Source organism: Myxococcus sp. CA056, assembly GCF_013336715.1.
GTDB classification, from domain to species: Bacteria; Myxococcota; Myxococcia; order Myxococcales; family Myxococcaceae; genus Myxococcus; species Myxococcus llanfairpwllgwyngyllgogerychwyrndrobwllllantysiliogogogochensis.
The window spans coordinates 988419-1007109 of record NZ_JABUMT010000001.1; the positions used below are offsets into that span (position 1 = coordinate 988419).

The 18691-nt window shown below is 70.0% G+C and carries 11 protein-coding genes; 5 read left to right on the top strand and 6 right to left on the bottom strand.

Annotated elements, in window-relative coordinates; genetic code table 11:
- Positions 1–253: 253 nt before the first annotated feature.
- Together treZ and HUA76_RS04000 are read right to left on the bottom strand one after the other, a co-directional pair.
- Positions 254–2116, bottom strand: coding sequence for a malto-oligosyltrehalose trehalohydrolase (gene treZ, locus HUA76_RS03995; protein ID WP_174460041.1), 1863 nt, complete (start codon positions 2114–2116; stop codon positions 254–256).
- 130 nt (positions 2117–2246) lie between these two features.
- A complete protein-coding gene (locus HUA76_RS04000; protein ID WP_174456933.1) occupies positions 2247–2744 on the bottom strand; it encodes a hypothetical protein in 498 nt (165 codons plus the stop codon).
- Between the two features lie 214 nt (positions 2745–2958).
- On the opposite strand from HUA76_RS04000, the gene HUA76_RS04005 reads away from it, so the two are divergent.
- Together HUA76_RS04005 and HUA76_RS04010 are read left to right on the top strand one after the other, a co-directional pair.
- Positions 2959–4104: an AAA family ATPase gene (locus HUA76_RS04005; RefSeq protein ID WP_141648846.1), complete on the top strand. Its 1146-nt coding sequence runs from the start codon at positions 2959–2961 to the stop codon at positions 4102–4104.
- A gap of 134 nt (positions 4105–4238) precedes the next feature.
- Positions 4239–4622, top strand: a complete 384-nt coding sequence (locus HUA76_RS04010; protein WP_141648847.1) for a DUF5335 family protein — start codon at positions 4239–4241, stop codon at positions 4620–4622.
- 137 nt (positions 4623–4759) lie between these two features.
- Here the strand turns inward: HUA76_RS04010 and HUA76_RS04015 are convergent, their stop codons facing one another.
- Positions 4760–5581 carry a matrixin family metalloprotease gene (locus tag HUA76_RS04015; RefSeq protein ID WP_174460042.1) on the bottom strand — a complete coding sequence of 274 codons (822 nt, stop codon included), beginning with the start codon at positions 5579–5581 and terminating at the stop codon, positions 4760–4762.
- A gap of 491 nt (positions 5582–6072) precedes the next feature.
- Here HUA76_RS04015 and cls point away from each other — a divergent pair, with 491 nt between their 5' ends.
- Complete coding sequence (gene cls, locus HUA76_RS04020) at positions 6073–7527, top strand: cardiolipin synthase (RefSeq protein ID WP_141648850.1); 1455 nt, start codon at positions 6073–6075, stop codon at positions 7525–7527.
- Between the two features lie 13 nt (positions 7528–7540).
- Here cls and HUA76_RS04025 read toward each other — a convergent pair whose 3' ends face one another.
- Complete coding sequence (locus tag HUA76_RS04025; RefSeq protein WP_174460043.1) at positions 7541–8935, bottom strand: MBL fold metallo-hydrolase; 1395 nt, start codon at positions 8933–8935, stop codon at positions 7541–7543.
- A gap of 435 nt (positions 8936–9370) precedes the next feature.
- Positions 9371–14551, bottom strand: coding sequence for a DNA topoisomerase 3 (locus HUA76_RS04030; protein WP_254613979.1), 5181 nt, complete (start codon positions 14549–14551; stop codon positions 9371–9373).
- A 401-nt stretch (positions 14552–14952) separates the two neighbouring features.
- Here HUA76_RS04030 and HUA76_RS04035 point away from each other — a divergent pair, with 401 nt between their 5' ends.
- The gene (locus tag HUA76_RS04035) at positions 14953–15318 is read left to right on the top strand and encodes a hypothetical protein (protein WP_174456936.1); all 366 of its coding nucleotides are present in this window, start codon (positions 14953–14955) and stop codon (positions 15316–15318) included.
- A 292-nt stretch (positions 15319–15610) separates the two neighbouring features.
- Here HUA76_RS04035 and HUA76_RS04040 read toward each other — a convergent pair whose 3' ends face one another.
- Positions 15611–17077: a hypothetical protein gene (locus tag HUA76_RS04040; protein ID WP_174460044.1), complete on the bottom strand. Its 1467-nt coding sequence runs from the start codon at positions 17075–17077 to the stop codon at positions 15611–15613.
- A 57-nt stretch (positions 17078–17134) separates the two neighbouring features.
- On the opposite strand from HUA76_RS04040, the gene HUA76_RS04045 reads away from it, so the two are divergent.
- Complete coding sequence (locus HUA76_RS04045) at positions 17135–18685, top strand: ATP-binding protein (protein ID WP_174460045.1); 1551 nt, start codon at positions 17135–17137, stop codon at positions 18683–18685.
- The last annotated feature ends 6 nt before the right edge of the window (positions 18686–18691 follow it).

Below are 18691 nucleotides of genomic sequence, written 5' to 3' on the forward strand. Positions count from 1 at the left end.
GAGTGAGGCCACCGAGGGCCACGACCCACCGGACGGACAGCGCCGCCCCGGCACGCCGCGTTCCCCCCGCGGCGCGTTGGCTTTCCTCCGTCGACTCGCGCCAGGGAGCTCAGGGTCTCCTCGCGGCACGTCGCCCACGGTGTTGATGACTCAACGTTCGGACACTGCGAGCGCCAATACCCGAGGGGTCGACAGGTCATTCCCATCATCGACGCCCTCGGGCGGGCCTGCGGTCGTCCGCACGCAAGGGCAGCTACTGCTGGCTCTTGAAGCGCAACACGACGGCGGACGGCCCTTCCAGGCGCACGACTCCGTCCTGAAGCGGCGGCGTCCGCGTGTCGCCGCCAAAGCGCGGCTCCTCGCTCCACAACACCACTTCGGCGTCGGGAGGGACGCGGTGCTCCACCGTCCCGCCCAGGCCGAGCAGCACCTGGAGCACCTGCCCGCCCCCTCGCCGCTCCAGCACCAGCGCCCGAGGCCCCACGGCCCGCGCGTCATATGCGCCGCGCCGAGCCTCCCGCATCACGGGGTCCGTCGCGCGCAGGCGGAGCAGCTCGCGGTAGAGCACACGGATGCCCGCGTGCTCCGGCTTCTGGGCCTCGCTCCAGTCGAGCCGGGAGCGCGCGAAGGTGTCCTCGGCCTGCGGGTCCGGCACCTGCTCACCCGCGAAGCGAGCGAAGCCCGCGAACTCCTTGCGCCGCCCCTCCGTGACGAGCCGCCCCAGCTCCTCGTGGTGGTCCGTGAAGTAGAGGAACGGCGTGCTCGCGTTCCACTCCTGCCCCATGAAGAGCAGCGGTGTGTAGGGCGACGACAGCAGCAGCGTGCTCATCGCGCGGAAGGCCGCGGGGGACACGTCGTGTCCCAGGCGCTCGCCCAGCGCGCGGTTGCCCACCTGGTCATGATTCTGGAGGCAGTGCACGAAGCGCCACGGCTCCAGGCCCTCCGCGCGCGTGCCCCGCGCATGTCCCTGGTTCTTCGACACCTGGCCCTCGTAGAACCACCCCTGGCGCAGCGTGCGCGCCAGGTCCTCCGCGCTGCCCGTGTAGTCCTGGAAGTAGCTCTCGCTGTCACCCGCGAAGGCGCGCCGCATCTGGTGATGGAAGTCATCCGCCCAGACACCGTCCAGCCCGTGGCCTCCGTCGGACGCGGGCAACATGAGGCGGCGCTCGTTGCGCTCATCCTCGGCGATGAGGATGACTCGCCGCCCCGGCGCGCTGGCCCGGGCGCGCTCGGCGATTTCGGTGAGCAGGTGGGGCTGTGTCTCATCGAGGATGGCGTGCGCCGCGTCCAGCCGCAGGCCGTCCAGGTGGTAGTCGCGAATCCACATCTCCACGTTGGAGAGCACCATCTCCCGCACGGGCCGGCTGTCCTTGCCGTCGTAGTTCACCGCGTCGCCCCACGGCGTGTGGTGGCGTCCGGTGAAGTAGTGCGGCGAGTACGCGCGCAGGTAGTTCCCGTCCGGACCGAAGTGGTTGTAGACGGCGTCCAGCACCACGCCCAGGCCCTGCGCGTGCGCGGCGTCCACCAGCGCGCGCAGTCCCCTCGGCCCGCCGTACACGTGCGCGGGCGCGAAGAGGTCCACGCCGTCGTAGCCCCAGTTGCGCGTACCGGGGAAGCTGGCCACCGGCAGCAGCTCCAGCGCGGTGATGCCCAGCTCCTTGAGACCGGGCAGCTTGGGGATGAGCGCCTCGAAGGTCCCCTCGGGCGTGGCGGTGCCCACGTGGACCTCGTAGAGGACGAGCGACTGGGGCTCCACGCCCTTCCAGCCCGCGTCCGTCCACGCGAAGTCCGGCACCACGACTTCCGAAGGGCCATGCACGCCCCCAGGCTGCGAGCGGGACCACGGGTCCGGGAACGGCCCCGCGCCGTCCACGCGCAGCTTGTAGAGCACGCCCGCGCCCTGCCCCTCCAGCACCGCGACGAAATAGCCATCGCGCTCCGGAGTCATCGGCAGCACGCGCCCCGGCTCGCCGCGCGCGTCGTGCAGCACCACCTCCACGCGTTGGTGTCCGGGAGCCCAGACCCGCCACCGCACCTTCGGGCCCGCTTCCACCCACGCACCCAGCGAGGGAACCTTCGCCTGCTTCGCGTCCGCCTTCTCCGCCAGAGCACCCATGTTCGTGTTCCTGTAATGTGCCCGCACGCATCAGGGGAGCACTTGTGCGCGGACGAGGCCCACTCTCCCATGAGAGATGTTCACGGGTGGGCGTTCACGCGATGAGGGGCCCCTCACGTCGGCCGCCCGCTCAAGCGGGCGAGGGCTCGCGGTGCAACAGGAAGGGGAACGTGAGGCGGCGCAGCACCGGCAACTCCAGATGGGTCATCGCCAGCAGCGTGCGTCCCTCCAGCCAGCGCAGCTCGTCCACGAAGGGACGCCACTGCCACCCCACCTCCGGCGTGTACTCCACCTGGAGCGAGGTGCGCCCGTCCACCCGCGACGTCCCCTCGCGCAGCACCAGCGGCACGGCCCGCCACACGCCGCCCACGCGGTTCACCAGATTGGCCCCCTCGCGTCCCCCGGGGGCGATGTCCTTGCCCCACCAGCCGCGCATCCCCAGGACGCCGAGCAGCCGGTGCGCGAAGCCTTGGAACCAGGCGGGCCCCAACAGCTCGGCCCGGTAGCGGCCCGGCAGCGAGTCCCGGGTGGGGGTGGGGAGGCGGGTGAACAGCAAGCGCCACTCGCGCAGCTTGCGGCGCTCCGTCACGAGCGCGAGGGGGGTGGTGACTGGCGTCGAAAGGCTCATCCCCGGACGCTATGCAGCCTGTCCCGGCGCGCGCAGTCGTCCGTGCCCGCTCGCCCGTCCCGCGAGGGGGCCCTCCGTGAGTCGCTCCACGGGCCGGTGTCGCGAGCGCGTGAGACACGAGGTCGTCGGCCTGCTTGTGGACGCCGCGGGCCGCCAGGATGATGCGGCCCGGCCCGGAAGCCTTCCGGTCCACCCTCCCTTGGAGCCGTCTGGAATGACTGTCGCCCGCCATGGCCTGGAGTCACGGCCCGTCCCTCGCGGTGAGGATGTCCGCGAGCGGGTCGCGGCCATCGAGGTCCTGTCCCCCCGCGAAATCGACGCGCGGCTCACGGACCTGGGCTACCGGGGGCAGGAGGAGGCGCGGCGCGCGGCCTCCGTGCTGGCCTACCGCCACCTGCGCCGCATCCGCAGGCTGCACCTGGAGGGGCTCGCGCCCGAGCCGGGCATGCGGGAGAACTGCATGTTCCTGGGGCCCACCGGCTCCGGCAAGACGTTCCTCGTGGAGCTGTTGTTCCGCGAAATCCTCGCCGTGCCCACGGTGCTGGCGGACGCCACCCAGTTCTCCGAGACGGGCTACGTGGGCGACGACGTCAACACGCTCCTGTCGCGCCTGTATGAAGTCGCGGACAAGGACTCGGACTGGGCCGCGTGCGGCGTCATCTGCATGGACGAGTTCGACAAGCTCGCCACCAGTCGCTCCGACAGCCGCTTCGCGGGGCAACAGACGACCAAGGACGTCAGCGGCTTCGGCGTGCAGCGCAGCCTCCTGCATCTGCTGTCCGCCGCCAGCGCGGACTTCCCCCCGGACTTCGGCTTCACCAGCCGGCTCCAGCCGGACACCCTGGAGCTGTCCTGTCTCACGTTCATCGCCTGCGGCGCCTTCAGCGGGCTGCGCGCCACGGCGGAGGGCATGACGCGCACCGAACACCTGGGCTTCGGCCGTGAGCCCCAACATGCGCGCGAGGAGTCCATCGCCGTGGCCGTCACCCAGGAGCAACTGGAGCAGACGACGGCCTTCGCGCGCTACGGCTTCATCCCGGAGCTCATCGGCCGCTTCAACCGGCTGGTCTCCTTCACGCCGCTGGACGCGGCCACGCTGGGCGACATCCTCCAGAACCACGTGCTGCGCTCCTACGAGCGCGAGTTCGAGCAGGAGGGCCTGCGCCTGCTGGTGGAGCCCTCCGTGCGCGAGCACATCGTGGCGCGCGCGCTCAAGCGCGAGACGGGTGCGCGCGGCCTGCGCACCACGCTGGGCCCGCTGCTGGAGCAGACCGCCTACGAGCACTTCGGCCGACAGGGCACCGCCTCCACCGTGCGCCTGGTGCTGGAAGGCGACGCGGTGCGCTCCCTCACCGAGTAGCGCGCTTGGGGCCAGCGGGCCACCGGGAGCCCGACGGCGGCTCGTGTGGCGAGCAGGAAGGCGGGCCTGTCTCTCATCCAGCCCGCACGCGCCTTACGGTCTACCGGGAACGCCAACACCGGAGGGCCACACACATGGCGCACACGGACCACACGCGAGAGATTCCCCGGGAGGGCTGGGCGGACTATCTGGCCCTGCTCTCCACCATGGAGAAGGAGCACCCGGTTCGCATCGAGGTGGAGGGCATGGAGCTGGGGGACCAGCCGCTCGCCGAGGGGCTTCCGCTCGTGGAAATCAGCCTCGAGGAGAAGGGCAGCGACAAGGGCGTCGTCGAAATCATCGTGGGCGGCCCGGGCGGCGAAATCACCCACCGCATCCAGAAGCCAGAACGCATCTACGCGGACGAGAGCGAGAGCGGCGAGCTGGAGTGCCTCGACATCGAGAGCAGCGAGGACAACACCAAGACGCTCATCTACTTCGGCGAGGCCCTCACGGCCGGCGCGCGAAACATGGACTGAGCCCCGTCCTACACACCACACAGAAAGGCCGGAAGGCACCCCCCTCCGCGGGAGAAGGAACCTTCCGGCCTGGGGCCTCGGCCCCCACCGCCACTCACGTGACGAGGGGAGCCTTGGCCGGGTGAGTCGAAGTCAAATCACGGGTACAGCGCGCGAGCGCCCGTCTTGTCCAGGCTGGTCAGGATGAGGTCGCCCGTCTGCGTGCCGTTGCACTGGGGGTAGTGCATGACCGACGAACGGTCATACGCCGTCAGCGCGCGCCAGTTGTTGTCCTCGAAGCAGGGAGTGGACTGGCGGGTGTGCTCGTGACGGAAGCCGAGCACGTGGCCCAGCTCGTGGCGCAGGATGCCCGCCAGCGTCCACGGCGCGATGCTGCCGAAGGCCGTGTTGTCGACGAGGACGTTGCGGCCCGAGCGAGCCGAGCCGGGGAAGAACGCGCGCGCCAGGTACTGGCCACCGGAGTTCACCGGACGCACGTCGAACAGCACGCCCGCCTGCGACGCCGTGCAGCTGGCGTCGTAGCTGGTGCTGTGGATGAAGTTCACGCTGGCGGTGGCCTCCCAGGCCGCCGTCGCGCTGTTCATCGCGGTGACCAGCTTCGCCTTGTTGGTCGTGCCGAAGGTGTTGCTGATGCAGTAGGTCAGGTTGCCCTTCTGCGTGGCGTTCCACTTGCGGTCATTCGCCGCGCCACCACCGACGTTGTACACGGCCAGACCCTCGTGGCTCTTGCCCTGGTCCGGGGTGACGTTGTTGTCGAAGTAGGCGCGCAGCTCCTCCTCGTTGTCCACGGACTGGTCCATGTCGAAGATCCACTTGCCTTCCGGATCCTGCACGGCACTCGCGCGGAACTCCTCCCACGTCATCTTCGGCGCCTGCGTCTCGGAGGCCTCGGGGCCACCACACGCGGTACCCAGAAGAGCGACACCAGCCAGCAACGCCATGGAGCGGAACTTGAGCATCGGTATTTCCTCGGAACGAGCAACTGCGGGGGATGCGCCGTCCGCCTGGTTCCTCCACCAGCCGCGGCCCGACGCGACCCGGCCTTGAGCAACTGTCGGGCCAAGAACGGCCCATAGTGGCAAAAGCTGCTCTCAAGGTTTAATCTGGAGTATCCGCACTCCAGGTCGTGAAACCCGAACGTAAACGGACCTGACACGCAGCCGTGGAACCTGCTGTCTGGATTGGGTTTTCCGCTCGCGACGGGGACTGTTCAGGAATCGGACAGTGCTGTCCGCGAATCAGTCAGCTACCCTGGGGTCGTATCAAACCTGGACAGGTCGCCTCGCACTCGCATCGGGAGCGGAAAGGGTCAGCGAGGATGCACCCGCCGTCAGGCTGCGTCAAGCGGGCCCAACGCAGCGCGCCCCGCGAGGGGAGTCCGCACCGCGCTGCGCCGTGGCGGGCGTCCCGTGTATAGCCGGAGCGGTCCGTGTCCCCTCTCCCGTTCGACATGTCCGCGGTGCTCACCTGGCTGGAAGCGGCGTGGCCGCATGTGGCGGCGGTGCTGACGGTGCTGGTGAGTGTGCTGGCCAGCACGCACGTGGTGCTGCGCAAGCGGGACGTGCGCGCGGCGGTGGGTTGGGTGGGCCTGGTGTGGCTGGTGCCGGTGCTGGGCGCGGTGCTCTATCTGTTGTTGGGCATCAACCGCATCCGTCGTCGCGCTCGCTCGCTGTCGCCTCGGCGTGAGCACGGGTTGTTTCCGCCCATCCGCGGCGTGGAGGCCGTGGTGGCGGAGGGCGTGTCGCGGGTGAAGCCAGAGGTCGCGCACCTGGCACCGCTGGCGCGGCTGGGGGACGCAGTGCTGCACCGGCCGCTGTTGCCTGGCAATCGCGTCACGGTGCTGGAGTCCCGGACGGACGCGTACCCGGCCATGCTGGAGGCGATTGAGGGCGCGCGCACGTCCATCTCCCTGTGCAGCTACATCTTCGACAACGACGTGGCGGGCCGGCACTTCGCGGGGATGCTGGGCGCGGCGGTGCGGCGTGGGGTGGAGACGCGGGTGTTGGTGGACGCGGTGGGCGCGCGCTACACGTGGCCCACGATTCTGGGCCGGCTCAAGCGCGAGGGGGTGACGGCCGCGCGCTTCCTGCCCTCGTTGATGCCCTACCGGCTGCCCTTCATGAACCTGCGCAACCACCGCAAGGTGCTGGTGGTGGATGGGCGCGTGGGCTTCACGGGAGGGATGAACATCCGCGAGCAGTTCTGGCCGGGCGAGCGCGCCGCGCGCGACTTGCACTTCCACCTGGAGGGCCCGGTGGTGGCGCAGTTGCAGGAGACCTTCGCCGAGGACTGGGTCTTCACCACGCGGGAGAAGCTGAGCGGGGACGTGTGGTTTCCCGAGCAGGCCCCGGCGGGCGCGGTGCTGGCGCGGGGGATTCCGGACGGGCCGGACGAGGACTTCGAGAAGCTGCGCACGGTGTTGCTCGGGGCGCTGTCCACGGCGCGCACGTCGGTGCGCATCGTCACGCCGTACTTCCTGCCGGACGCGGCGCTCATCACCGCGCTCAACGTGGCGGCGCTGCGCGGGGTGCGCGTGGACGTGGTGCTGCCCAGGAAGGGCAACCTGCCCGTGGTGCAATGGGCCAGCACCGCGCAGCTCTGGCAGGTGCTGGCGGCGGGGTGCCGGGTCTTCCTCACCGAGCCCCCGTTCGACCACACCAAACTGATGGTGGTGGACGGCGAGTGGGGGCTCATCGGCTCCGCGAACTGGGACCCGCGCTCGCTGCGGCTCAACTTCGAGCTGAACGTGGAGTGCTACGACGCGGAGCTGGCCGGGCGGCTGGAGGCGGTGGTGGAGGAGCGACTGTCACGCTCGCGTCCTCTCACCCGGGAGCAGGTGGATGCCCGGCCCCTGCCCATCCGGTTGAGGGATGGGCTGGCCCGGCTCCTGTCTCCGTATCTCTAGCGGAAGCGGCGGCTCACAGGAGCGCGCGCCGCACCTTCCAGAAGGTCTCCTTGGCGGTGCGGAACGCCGTGGAGTCCGACGGCAGCAGCGTGCGCAACAGCTCCGCCGACTGCGTCTGGAGCGGCCTCACGCAGTGCGCCTCCACCTGGCCGCGCAGGAAGCCCACCGGGTCCCTGCGGCGGTATTCGGAGAAGTACGTCTTCAGCTCGTTGCGCGTGCGGGCCTTGCCGTTGTCCGCGTACTTGGCCACGTAGGGGCTGAAGTCCGGGTACAGCCGTCCCTCGCCGAAGTCGCCGTGCAGCGTCGTCTTCATGAAGTTGCCGATGAGCAGGTCATCGAAGACGCGGTAGCGCACGGCCGTCATCAGCGAGTTGCGCGGGGCCTCGAAGGTGATGCCCCGGCGGAAGCGACGGTGATGGAACTCGATGACGTGGTCCTGGCCGCCCACGCGGAAGCGGAGGAAGTCGAGCACGGAGCCCAGGTGCTCGATGGCCCCGAAATACTCGCGCAGCGTCCGGGCCTCGTCCGCCTCCAGCATCTCCCCCCAGTCGTCGCCGAACTCCTTCGGGTCCACCGGCAGGAGCGCGCGCTCCTTGGGGCGGATGAGCTGCTTGTCGTCCTTGGCGAAGTCGCAGCGGACGAAGGCTGGCAAGAGCGTGCATGACTCCGACTCGAAGCCGCGGCTGTAGTCCTCCAGCGTCGTCGTGTACTCGGAGGCCCAGATGGAGTCCGCGCGCTGGTACTTGTGCATGGAGCTGAAGGGCACGAAGTAGCGCGCGCCGTAGAACTCCGCCTGCCGGGCGATGGTGCGCCCCACCGGCGTCTTCGCCGCGGCGTAGGGGATGATGCGCTGCCCGTCCTCGGTGAAGTAGTTGATCATGTCCGCGTCGCCGTAACCGGACAGGGCCAGCAGGTACGACTCGTCATACCGGCGCACCATGCTTCGCACGAAGCGGCCCCAACCCCGGTCTCCCGCGTCATTGAGGTTGACGAGCAGCCGTCCGTCCACGTCGACCAGGAGCACGGCGTCCTGATTCATGTCGGGGATGCACAGGACGCGGATGCGCGGAGACAGCTGCGTCCACACGCGGTCCACCAGCACGTGCACGTTGAAGCCCTGCTCGCGCAGGTCGTCGCGGATGCGCCCGCCGAAGTGGTTGGGCACCAGGATGGTCTGCTCGCGCAGCTTCTCCAGGGACTCCGCGCTCAGGTGGTCCGGGTGTCCATGGGACAGCCAGACGTACTGACAGCGCTGGATGGTCTCACGCACCTCCTCGGGAATCTCGTGGGACAGCGTCCAGCTCCCGAAGTATGCGGCTCCATGAGTCCATGGGTCGGTGACCAGCACCGGTCCGTTGTCGTGGCAGATGAGTGTGGCGTTTCCGATCGTCTCGAATCCGAGTTCCATCTTCCGCTCCCCCCTCGTGCTGCGGTTGCTCGCCATCGCGGTAGCTGGGCCGAAAGGTGACGCAGGGACGGAGGGAGACACAGTGCCCCCACGGGCAGGGAAAAGGACTTCGCGCCCGGCAGGTTGCTCCGAGCAGGAAGCGAGAGAAGAAGTTTTCCATGGGCGCACCGTCACGGGTGTCCGCGCGCGGCGGTCGCGCGGCCTCGAGGACGCAAGCAGCCCTCTTTCGAGGGCGGGGTGAAGGCGAGGAAGTGCTCCGCGTTACCCGTCAATGGCGCGAAGCCGCGGGTCTGCTCGGCCGCCCTCGCGTGAAGGGAGGCGGGCGAGTGAGCCCGCGGCACGTCCTCCCTTGCGTGGAGCGAAGGCCGACCTGGGCGTGTGTCGTGCCAGCCCCGCGAGAGGCCACGGGGCCTCGCGCGAGAGCCCGCCAGGTCGTCAGCGCTTGCGAGCGACGAGCGAGAGAATCTGGGAGCCGTAGCGCTCGGTGAGGGCGGGCCCCACGCCGTGGATGGCCATGAGCGCCGCGCCGTTCTCCGGCCGCGCCGCGGCGATGGCGCCCAGCACCCGGTCCGTGAGGATGCGGAACGCGGGCACCTTGCGCTTGCGCGCCTCCGCCAGCCGCCACGCCTTCAGCGCATCCACCAACGCGGGAGGCGGCGCCTCCACCTGCTCCACCGCGCTCGCCCCCCGTCTCCCCCTGCCCCGCGCCGCGACCTCCTCGGGAGCGGAGTCGTCCAGCTCCACGCGGCGGCTTCGAGTCGCGCCCCACGGAGCCTCGCTCGCGGACGACGCGGCCCGCCCCGCCGGAGAAGCACCGGAGTCGGTCCGCTCGCCAGCGCCCCCCCGGGAGGCATTCCACGAGGAGCGCTGGTCGGAGTCCTCCGCTGGCGGAGACGCACGCCACTGGCGCGCACCGGCCTCTTCACCCGCGCCACGCGCCCGGCCACTGGTGCTCCGCGTGCCACTCCGGGTCGAGCGCTTCGTCGCCTTCCCGCTGCTTGCCTGGGTCTTCCCGCGCTTGCGCTTGGCCGCCTTCTCCAGCGCGAGCGGAAGGACGACGTGCCGAGGGTCCACCGCGCGGGTGCGCCGTCCCTCGTCCGTCAGGGAGAGTCGCTGGAAGGAGATGACCTGTCCGTCCTTGTCGAACGAGTCGACCTCCAGCCGCGCCAGCCCGGCGCGCACGAGGCCTCCAACGAGCCGCTCGAAGTCGCGTCGGGGCAGTGCATCACCGAACAGCTCCCGGTGGAGGCGTCCGGTGGCCTGCCCATCCCGCTCCTGGAGCGACTCCAGGATGCGCTCCAGCCAGTGTCGCTCCGACGCCGAGGGCTCCGCGAAGCGCAGCGTGGCGCACGACTCCGGCGCGCACACGTCACACAGGCCGCACGCCTCACCGGAGTCCTGGGTGTCACCGAAGTGCCCCACCAGTTGCTTCATGCGGCAGCCATGGGCCTCCGCATAGCGCCCCATCTGCTCCAGGTGCAGCAGCTTGCGGTCGCGCTGCGCCGTATACGCGGCCGACCAGGTGGGCCGTCCACGCCGCACCGTCTCGTCGGGCGTCATCACCACGCCGCCGTGAATCCACAACTGCTCCAGCGCCTTGTCGAAGACCTCCGGATCTCCTCGCACGCGGCCCTGGAGTGCCTGCTTCGGCTCCGGCTCCAGCGCCGTGGACTGGAACAGTCGCTCCAGGACGTAGGCCTCGGGATAGTCGCGCTTGTGGAAGAACTCGTGCGTGCGCCGGTCGATGTACGAGTGCAGCAGCACGGCGCGAGACGGCTTCCCATCGCGGCCCGCGCGCCCCAGCTCCTGGTAGTACCCCTCCAGGCTCGCGGGCAACGCGGCGTGGATGACGGTGCGGACATCCGCCTTGTCGATGCCCATGCCGAACGCCGTGGTGGCGACGATGACCTCCAGCGAGCCTCGGAGGAACTCGGCCTGGACCCTGTCTCGGTTCTCCGGGGGGAGCCCCGCGTGGTACGCGGCCGAGGGGAAGTCCCCCGCCAGGGTCTCCGCGAGCTGTTCGGCGTGCTTGCGCGTGGCCGCGTAGACGATGGCGGGGCGGTTCTCCTCGTCCTGGAGCAACCCGTGGATGGCATCACCGCGAGCACCAGGGTTCAGCTCACGCACCTCGATGGCGATGTTGGTGCGGCGGAAGCCGTGGATGAAGGTGCGCGCGCGGCCTCCCGCGCCCAGCAGTCCGAGCTGCTGCACGATGTCCCGCTGCACGTCGGGCGTGGCGGTGGCGGTGAGTGCCACCACGGGCGCGGGGCGAAGCAGCGGGAGCCGTGCGCCGAGCAACCGGTAGTCGGGCCGGAAGTCGTGGCCCCACTGGGAGATGCAGTGGGCCTCGTCGATGGCGATGAGCGTGGGAGGGCGGCGCGCCAGCAACTCCACGAAGCCCGGCACACCGAGTCGCTCTGGAGCGATGAACAGGAAGTCGAGCTTCCCCTCCAGGTAGTCGAAGCACACCTGCCGCGAATTGGCCCTGTCGCGTCCTGAGTGGATGCGGTCCGCCGCGAAGCCGAGCGACTGGAGCCGCAACACCTGGTCCTCCATCAGCGCGATGAGCGGGCTGACGACGATGGTCGTCCCGGCGCGAGCCAGCCCGGGGAGCTGATAGCAGAGCGACTTGCCCGCGCCCGTGGGCATGACGAGCAGCAGGTCCTCGCCCGCGGTGGCCGCGCGACAGACGGCCTCTTGGTAGGGGCGGAACTCGGAGAAGCCGAAGGCCTCCTTCAGCAGCGGGCGAAGCTTGTCCGGCGGAGTGGGCGCGCGATTCACCCGCTCGGGCCGCTGGCCCGGGGGTGGAGCGAACCCGCCCCGCGAGGCCGACGCTCCTCGAGACACGCCCGAACTCAAAGAGCCCTGTGTCCCCGTACGTCGCGGAGTCGTCACCACGGCCGAGTCCGAGAAGGCCGTGCTCTGCGCACGGCGAGAAACCGGCGGCGCGCTCGAATCCGAGAACGACAGCGATTCCGTACGACGAGCACCAGCGCTCGCGCTCAAGTCCGAAAACGACGCGGCGTCTGGCCGTCGAGCACCACCGCTCGCGCTCAAGTCCGAGAACGACGCGGCGTCCGGCCGTCGAGCACCACCGCTCGCGCTCAAGTCCGAGAACGACGCGGCGTCCGGCCGTCGAGCACCACCGCCCTCGCTCGAGTCCGAGAACGACAAAGACTCTGTACGACGAGCACCACCGCCCGCGCTCGAATCCGAGAACGACGAGGACTCCGCGCGCCGCCCACCACCGCTCGCGCTCGAATCGGAGAACGACAAGGACTCCGCGCGCCTTGCCCCACCGCCCATGCCTGAGTCCGAGAAGGCGGCACTCCGAGCACCGCGAGGGGTCATTCCTCCGAGTGAGTCCGAAGCGATGGGCCCCGCCATCTGCTGGGCACCGCGCCCCCCGCTCACATCGACACCAGCGGCCTCGCCCATACGACGCGAGGCACCCGTGCTCGCCTCGGCGTATCCGCCACCCCCGGCCCCCGACCGCTCACGAAACGCCACTGTCCCCTCCCCGCCCCCATCCATCCCTCGCCCTGCCCCCACGACCCGCGAAGTCGAGGCCCCGTACGGCATCGCCTGGGCCGGCCCCGTGGGGCCATGGCCCACCACCTCGGTGACATACTTCTCGATGCCCCGGATGAACTCGTCGAGCCGTCCTTCCCCTCGCTCGATGCGCTGAAGCCATGCTTCCCACTGGCCCGTCATCGCCGGCGTCTTCACGTCCGGGTGCACCACCTGGATGAGGTGCAGCCCCTTCTCCGTGGCCTCCAGCACCTTCCCCGAGCGGACCAGGTACTCGCGGTCCAGCAACACCTCGATGATGGACGCACGCGTGGCGGGCGTCCCCAGCCCCGTCTCGCGCATCGCATCCGCCAGCTCCTTCTCGTCCAGCGCCCTTCCCGCCGTCTCCATCGCCGTCAGCAGCGACGCGTCCGTGAAGCGCGGAGGCGGACGCGTGCGCTTCTTCACCGCCTTCACGTCCTCCACCTTCTGCGGTTGCCCTCGCTCCAACCCCGAAGGCAACGACTGCGGCTCGTCGTCCGGCTCCGCGTCCTCGTCACCCTTGCGCGACTCGGCCTTCGGCTTCGGCGCCTTCTTGCCTCCGCCGATATCCAGCACCTTCCAACCCACCCGCTCCACCTGGGTGCCCGTGCTCTGGAAGCGGTCCACCACGGGCACCGCGCTCTGCGGCCCGGGCGACATCACCGCCGTCACCACCGTGGTGACCCGCCACACGTGGTCCTCGTGCCATGCCTGGAGCAACCGCCGGCACACGAGGTCGTAGATGCGCTGCTCGTCCGGAGACAGCCGCAGTCCTTGCGGTGACGTGGGCGTCGGAATGATGGCGTGGTGGTCCGTCACCTTCGCGTCATCCACGTAGCGCCGACCCAGGGGCCGCGCGCCCGTCCCCGGCGCCAGGTCCTCCTCGTACGGCCCGCGCACGGTACCCACCACTTCCGGCAGAGTGTCCGCCACCGTCTCGGACAGGTGCCGGCTCGCCGTGCGCGGATAGCTCAGGAGCTTGTGCTTCTCGTAGAGCGCCTGCGCGACCTCCAGCGTGCGCTGCGCGCTGAAGCCATACAGCCGGTTGGCGTGACGCTGCAGCTCCGTCAAATCGTAGAGCAGCGGAGGAGCCATCTTCTTCTCCTCCGCGTCCAGCGATTCAATCGCCGCCCGTCCACGCTTCACGCGGTCGATGACGGCCTGCGCATCCACCCCATCCGCGTCCAGCCGCCGGGACTCGCGCACGCCCTCCATTCCCGGTGGCACCACGGGCTTGCCATCCGGCCCGGAGCGGAACCATGTCCCGTCGTACCGAGCCCCCGCCGCCACGCCCTTCCCCTGCGGCGCGAAGGTGGCCACCACCTCCAGGTAGTCCCGGGGAACGAAGCTCCGGATGGCCAGCTCCCGCTCCACCACCATCGCCAGCGTGGGCGTCTGCACCCGCCCCACGCTCAACATCTCCCCCTGCCCTCCGTGCGCCAGCGTGTACAGGCGCGACAGGTTCATCCCCACCAGCCAGTCCGCGCGGCTGCGTCCCATGGCCGCCGAGGCGAGCGAGTCATACTCCCGCCCCTCCTTGAGCTGCCGGAAGCCGTCCCGGATGGCGCGCTCCGTCAGCGACGACACCCACAGCCGCCGCACCGGCTTGCGACACCCCGCCGCCTCATAGATGTAGCGGAAGATGAGCTCGCCCTCGCGGCCCGCGTCCGTGGCGCACACCACCCCGCCCACGTCCGGCGAGGTCAGCACCCGGCGCACCACGTCGAACTGCGAACGCGTCTGCTCGGAGACCACCAGCGGCCAGTCACCCGGCAACATGGGCAGGAGCGACCGGCTCCACTTCTTCCAGTCCGGCCGAATCTCGTGCGGCTGCGCCAGGCCCACCAGGTGGCCAATCGCCCACGTCACCACATAGCCGTTGCCACGCAGGAAGCCGTCGCCGCGCTCCTGCGCGCCCAACACCCGGGCGATGTCGCGCGCCACGGACGGCTTCTCCGCCAGCACCGCCAGCAGGGACGCACGCCCCGAGGCCCGGCCCGCCGCGCCCTCCGTACCGCCTCGCCTGTCCTCGCCGGGCGACTCGCCCATCGCTTCCCACCTCATGAAACCAGTCCCCTCCCGCCCACCCGCCACCACCCGGGAGCCAGCCCCGAGCCCACGTCGCAACCCTCTTCCCTACCGCGTCAGGCTGACATGCCCAGCCCCTCGCTGTCCCTACCCGTCACGCCCGTCCGCCGCCCGTCCAGCCGAGGAAAACCGCCCCACTCCACCACCCCTCGCGCCTCACCGGCCCGACGACCTCCCGGGTCGCCACCACCGAGGGTGGAATCCGGCACGTTCCGCCCGCCGCCAGGTCGCCCGACAAGCTGGCGCTTTCGCGCAAGCGTTTGGCGCTAACGAGGAAAACTCATTCTACCGGCTGGGCCAGTATGCCCTGGTCGACACGCGCCACGGCGCGAGTCACGGGGGGAAGGCAGTCAACGATGGTGCGAAGGGAGAGGCGAATGTCGCACGTCGCGCAGGAGTCGGGCCAGCGGGTTCCGGGGGGAAACGCGCGGCCGGACGGTGTGAAGCGAGGGGTCAGGGGACGGGGAGCCACGGCCCGGAAGACGGGGGCTCGCATCAGAGGGGAGCGTCCGGGCGCGCTTGAAGCACCAGAGGGGGACATCGCGGTACCAGAGCTTGCCGTCTTCGCGGGGGCGAAGCGCAAGCAGTTGGCGGTGCTGACGAAGTCGAGCGCGCTGGGGTTGCTACGGGGGGAGATGGAAACAGTCACGCGGGTGGCGTCCATGCGCCCGCAGACGTTTGGCTGGGCGCAGACCCTGGCGCGATTGCGAGCAGTCTCGCGTCCCGCGGAGTACTGGCCCTAAGCCCGATTCAAAGGGGTGTGGGTGCTTGGGGGCACTCGAGACATCCCGAAAGCAGTGCAGTCAGCATGCGCACCGGGGGGAGCGCACTTTCGCTTCGCTGGAGGGGTCCAAGGCCCTCCGGAAAAGATGCATGGCGGGTAGGAGGATGGCGTCGCGGGGGCGGCGCCATCTGTGGCAGGGGGACCCGGGGGTGACGCTCTTCAGAGGGGGAGAGCGAACCTGAGCAAGGGTCATACCGGGGGGTGCTCCGAGTTCATCGGGGCATCCCCCGTTGCTTTTTCAGGGCCCCGAATCACTCCACGCGCAGCGTCGCGGTGCCGGTGAGGGTGCGGTTCAGGGTGAGCCACAGCGCATCGCCCGCGTCGTCCACGGAGGCAAAGCAGTCCACGTCGGCGGCGAGGACCTGGTCGTCCAGCAGCACGCGCGCGGGCGGGGTGGAGGCGGTGTAGCCGCGCAGCACCACCACGGAGTGCACCAGGGAACCACGGCCCACGTCGAAGCGCAGGCGCGCGCGGTTGCCCGTCACGCGGGCTTCCCACGTCGCGTAGACGGGGTTGTAGCCAGGCACGTCATAGGGCACGGCGTCCGAGCGACCGACGCCGCCAGGGCCGTGCGTGGCCACGGTGCCCTCGGTGGCGGACAGGCGCACGGCCTGCCAGGACTCGACCTCCGAGGCGCGCCGCCGCACCGGGTCCTCCGAATGTGGCCCCAGCACCATGAATACGGAGTAGCTCTGGTAGGGGTGGCCGGAGAGCATGCCGTCATCGCCGTAGCGCGCGTACTGGCGCCAGCCGAGCGCACCATAGTTGCTGCCCCAGGCCATGCGATGGGAGCGAGTCGTCGTGGGCAACTGGTACTGGTTGAGCTGGTAGGTCCAGTTCCAGTCGTCGGGCAGGGGGCCGTCCGCGTCGCGCTGTCCCCAGCCCTGTTGGTAGAGCCAGTAGCCACCAGCGGGCTTCTGGAGCCAGGGCTGCGTCTGCACCACGCCCATCTCCGCGTCCGGCGCGGAGGTCCACATGCGGGTGTAGGGGACGACGTTGGGCTCGCGGTAGTCCCAGCCGCTGGCCATCGTCACGGGGGAGGACAGCGTCACGAAGCGGTGACGGTCTCCCCAGCCAAGGCCGGCGATTTCGGCGTTCGCGTTGCCGTCGAAGAGCAGGTCGCCATAGGGCGAGCGCACGTCGGCCTCCAGCGCATCCGGCGGGACGCTCGAGACGTCGTGGGTGATGGCGTAGAGCGGATGGTCCCTGCCGGTGGCGAAGAGATAGTGCACCGTCACCTGGACGACGTGGCCACCGAGCGGCAAGGGCCAGCGGAACTCGTGCAGCGCGTGGTGACGTCCCGCGAAGAGGGTGCGGCCGGTGCCCGTCACTCCCTCCGTCCAGTTGCCCCAGGTGGTGCCGGCGCGGAGGTGACACGTCACCATGCCCCAGCCGGGGACACCGTCATTGGCGCCGTCACAGGTGCGCGCGGCGCCGTCCGCTTCGTAGACGTAGCGACGGACGTAGCCACCGTGCCAACCCGCGGGGTCCGCGGAGTCGTTGCGCACCAGGAAGGCCGAGCGCGGCGCGCAGCCTCCATCGCGCCACGTGTAGCGGTCCGTGTGGAATCCCTCCAGGTCCACGTTCCGCTCCAGGTTCAGCGGAGCACAGGCGGAGGGCTCGCTGGGACCCTCGGGACGGATGTCCTTGCCGCCACAGGCCACGAGCGACAACGAGAGCAGCACGGCGACGCCGTGCCCGTGGAACGTGGACGTCATCGAGGCCCCTCCAAGTCCATGCCTCCCCCAGCGAAGGAGGCGTAGTACCTTCCGGACATGCCCCGCTGGTTCAACACCGCCGGTCCGTGCAATCCGGACCACCATTACATGCTGCCAGCCATGCGGAGGCTGCCCGAAGTGCGGCGGCTCGTCGAGCAGCAGGGCTACTTCGTCGTCCACGCGCCACGACAGGTGGGCAAGACCACGGCGCTCCTGTCGTTCGCCCGAGAGCTCACGTCGGAGGGACGCTACGTGGCGGCCCTCGTCAGCATGGAGGCCGGGGCGGGTTTCCCACAGGACACCGGCGCGGCGGAGGCCGCCATCCTCTCCAGTTGGCGACTCGCCACGCGCGCCCAGCTTCCTCCCGCGTCCCAGCCTCCAGAGTTTCCCGAGGCACCGCCCGGCAACCGCGTCGCCACCGCGCTCGCGGCCTGGTCCGAGGCCACCGACAAGCCGCTCGTCACGTTCCTGGATGAAGTCGATGCACTCCGTGATGGCGTGCTGGTCTCCGTACTCCGACAACTCCGGGACGGCCACCGCAACCGTCCCGGGCACTTCCCCTCCGCCATGGCACTCATCGGGCTGCGGGACGTGCGCGACTACAAGGTGTCCTCCGACGACGGAGACAGGTTGGCGACCTCCAGCCCGTTCAACATCAAGGTGCGCTCGCTCACCCTGCGCGACTTCACCGAGGATGAAGTCACGGAGCTCTACTCCCAGCACACCACGGACACGGGTCAGCGCTTCGAGCCCGAAGCCCTCGCGCTCGCCTTCGAACTCACGCAAGGCCAGCCGTGGCTCGTCAACGCCCTGGCCAAGGTCGCGGTCGAGGAGCTGGTGCCCGAGCTGTCCCAGCCCATCCGCCGCGAGGACATGGAGCGAGCCAAGGCCATCCTCATCTACCGCCAGGAGACCCACCTGGACAGCCTCGCGGCGCGGCTGCGCGAGCCTCGCATCCGAGCCATCCTCGAGCCGATGCTCGCGGGGCAGCTCCTGGGCGACGTCCCCGAGGATGACCGCCGCTTCGCCGTCGACCTGGGGCTGCTGCGCCGGAATGAGTCCGGCACGCTCGAGGTGGCCAATCCCATCTACCGCGAGATTCTCGTCCGCTCGCTGGCGTCAGGCACGCGCGACACGCTCCCCTCCATCCAGCCCTCCTGGTTGAAGCCCGATGGGCGACTGGACGTCGAACAGCTGCGAGACGCCTTCCTCGCATTCTGGCGCCAACATGGCGAGCCGTTGCTGGCCACCGCGCCCTACCACGAGGTCGCCCCACATCTGGTGCTCATGGCCTTCCTCCACCGGGTGGTGAATGGGGGCGGCACGATTGAGCGCGAGTACGCCATCGGTCGCGGGCGCATGGACCTGTGCGTGCGCCATGGGCCGGACACCCTCGCCATTGAAATCAAGGTTTGGAGGGACCGCGAGTCCGACCCGCTGACCGAGGGCCTGGAGCAGCTCGACGGCTATCTCCAGGGCCTGGGACTGGATGACGGCTGGCTGATGCTCTTCGACCGCCGCTCGAACCAGCCCTCCATCGCCGAGCGCACCCGGGCCGAACAGGCCCGGACGCCCTCGGGTCGGCGCGTCACCGTCATCCGCGCCTGACACACC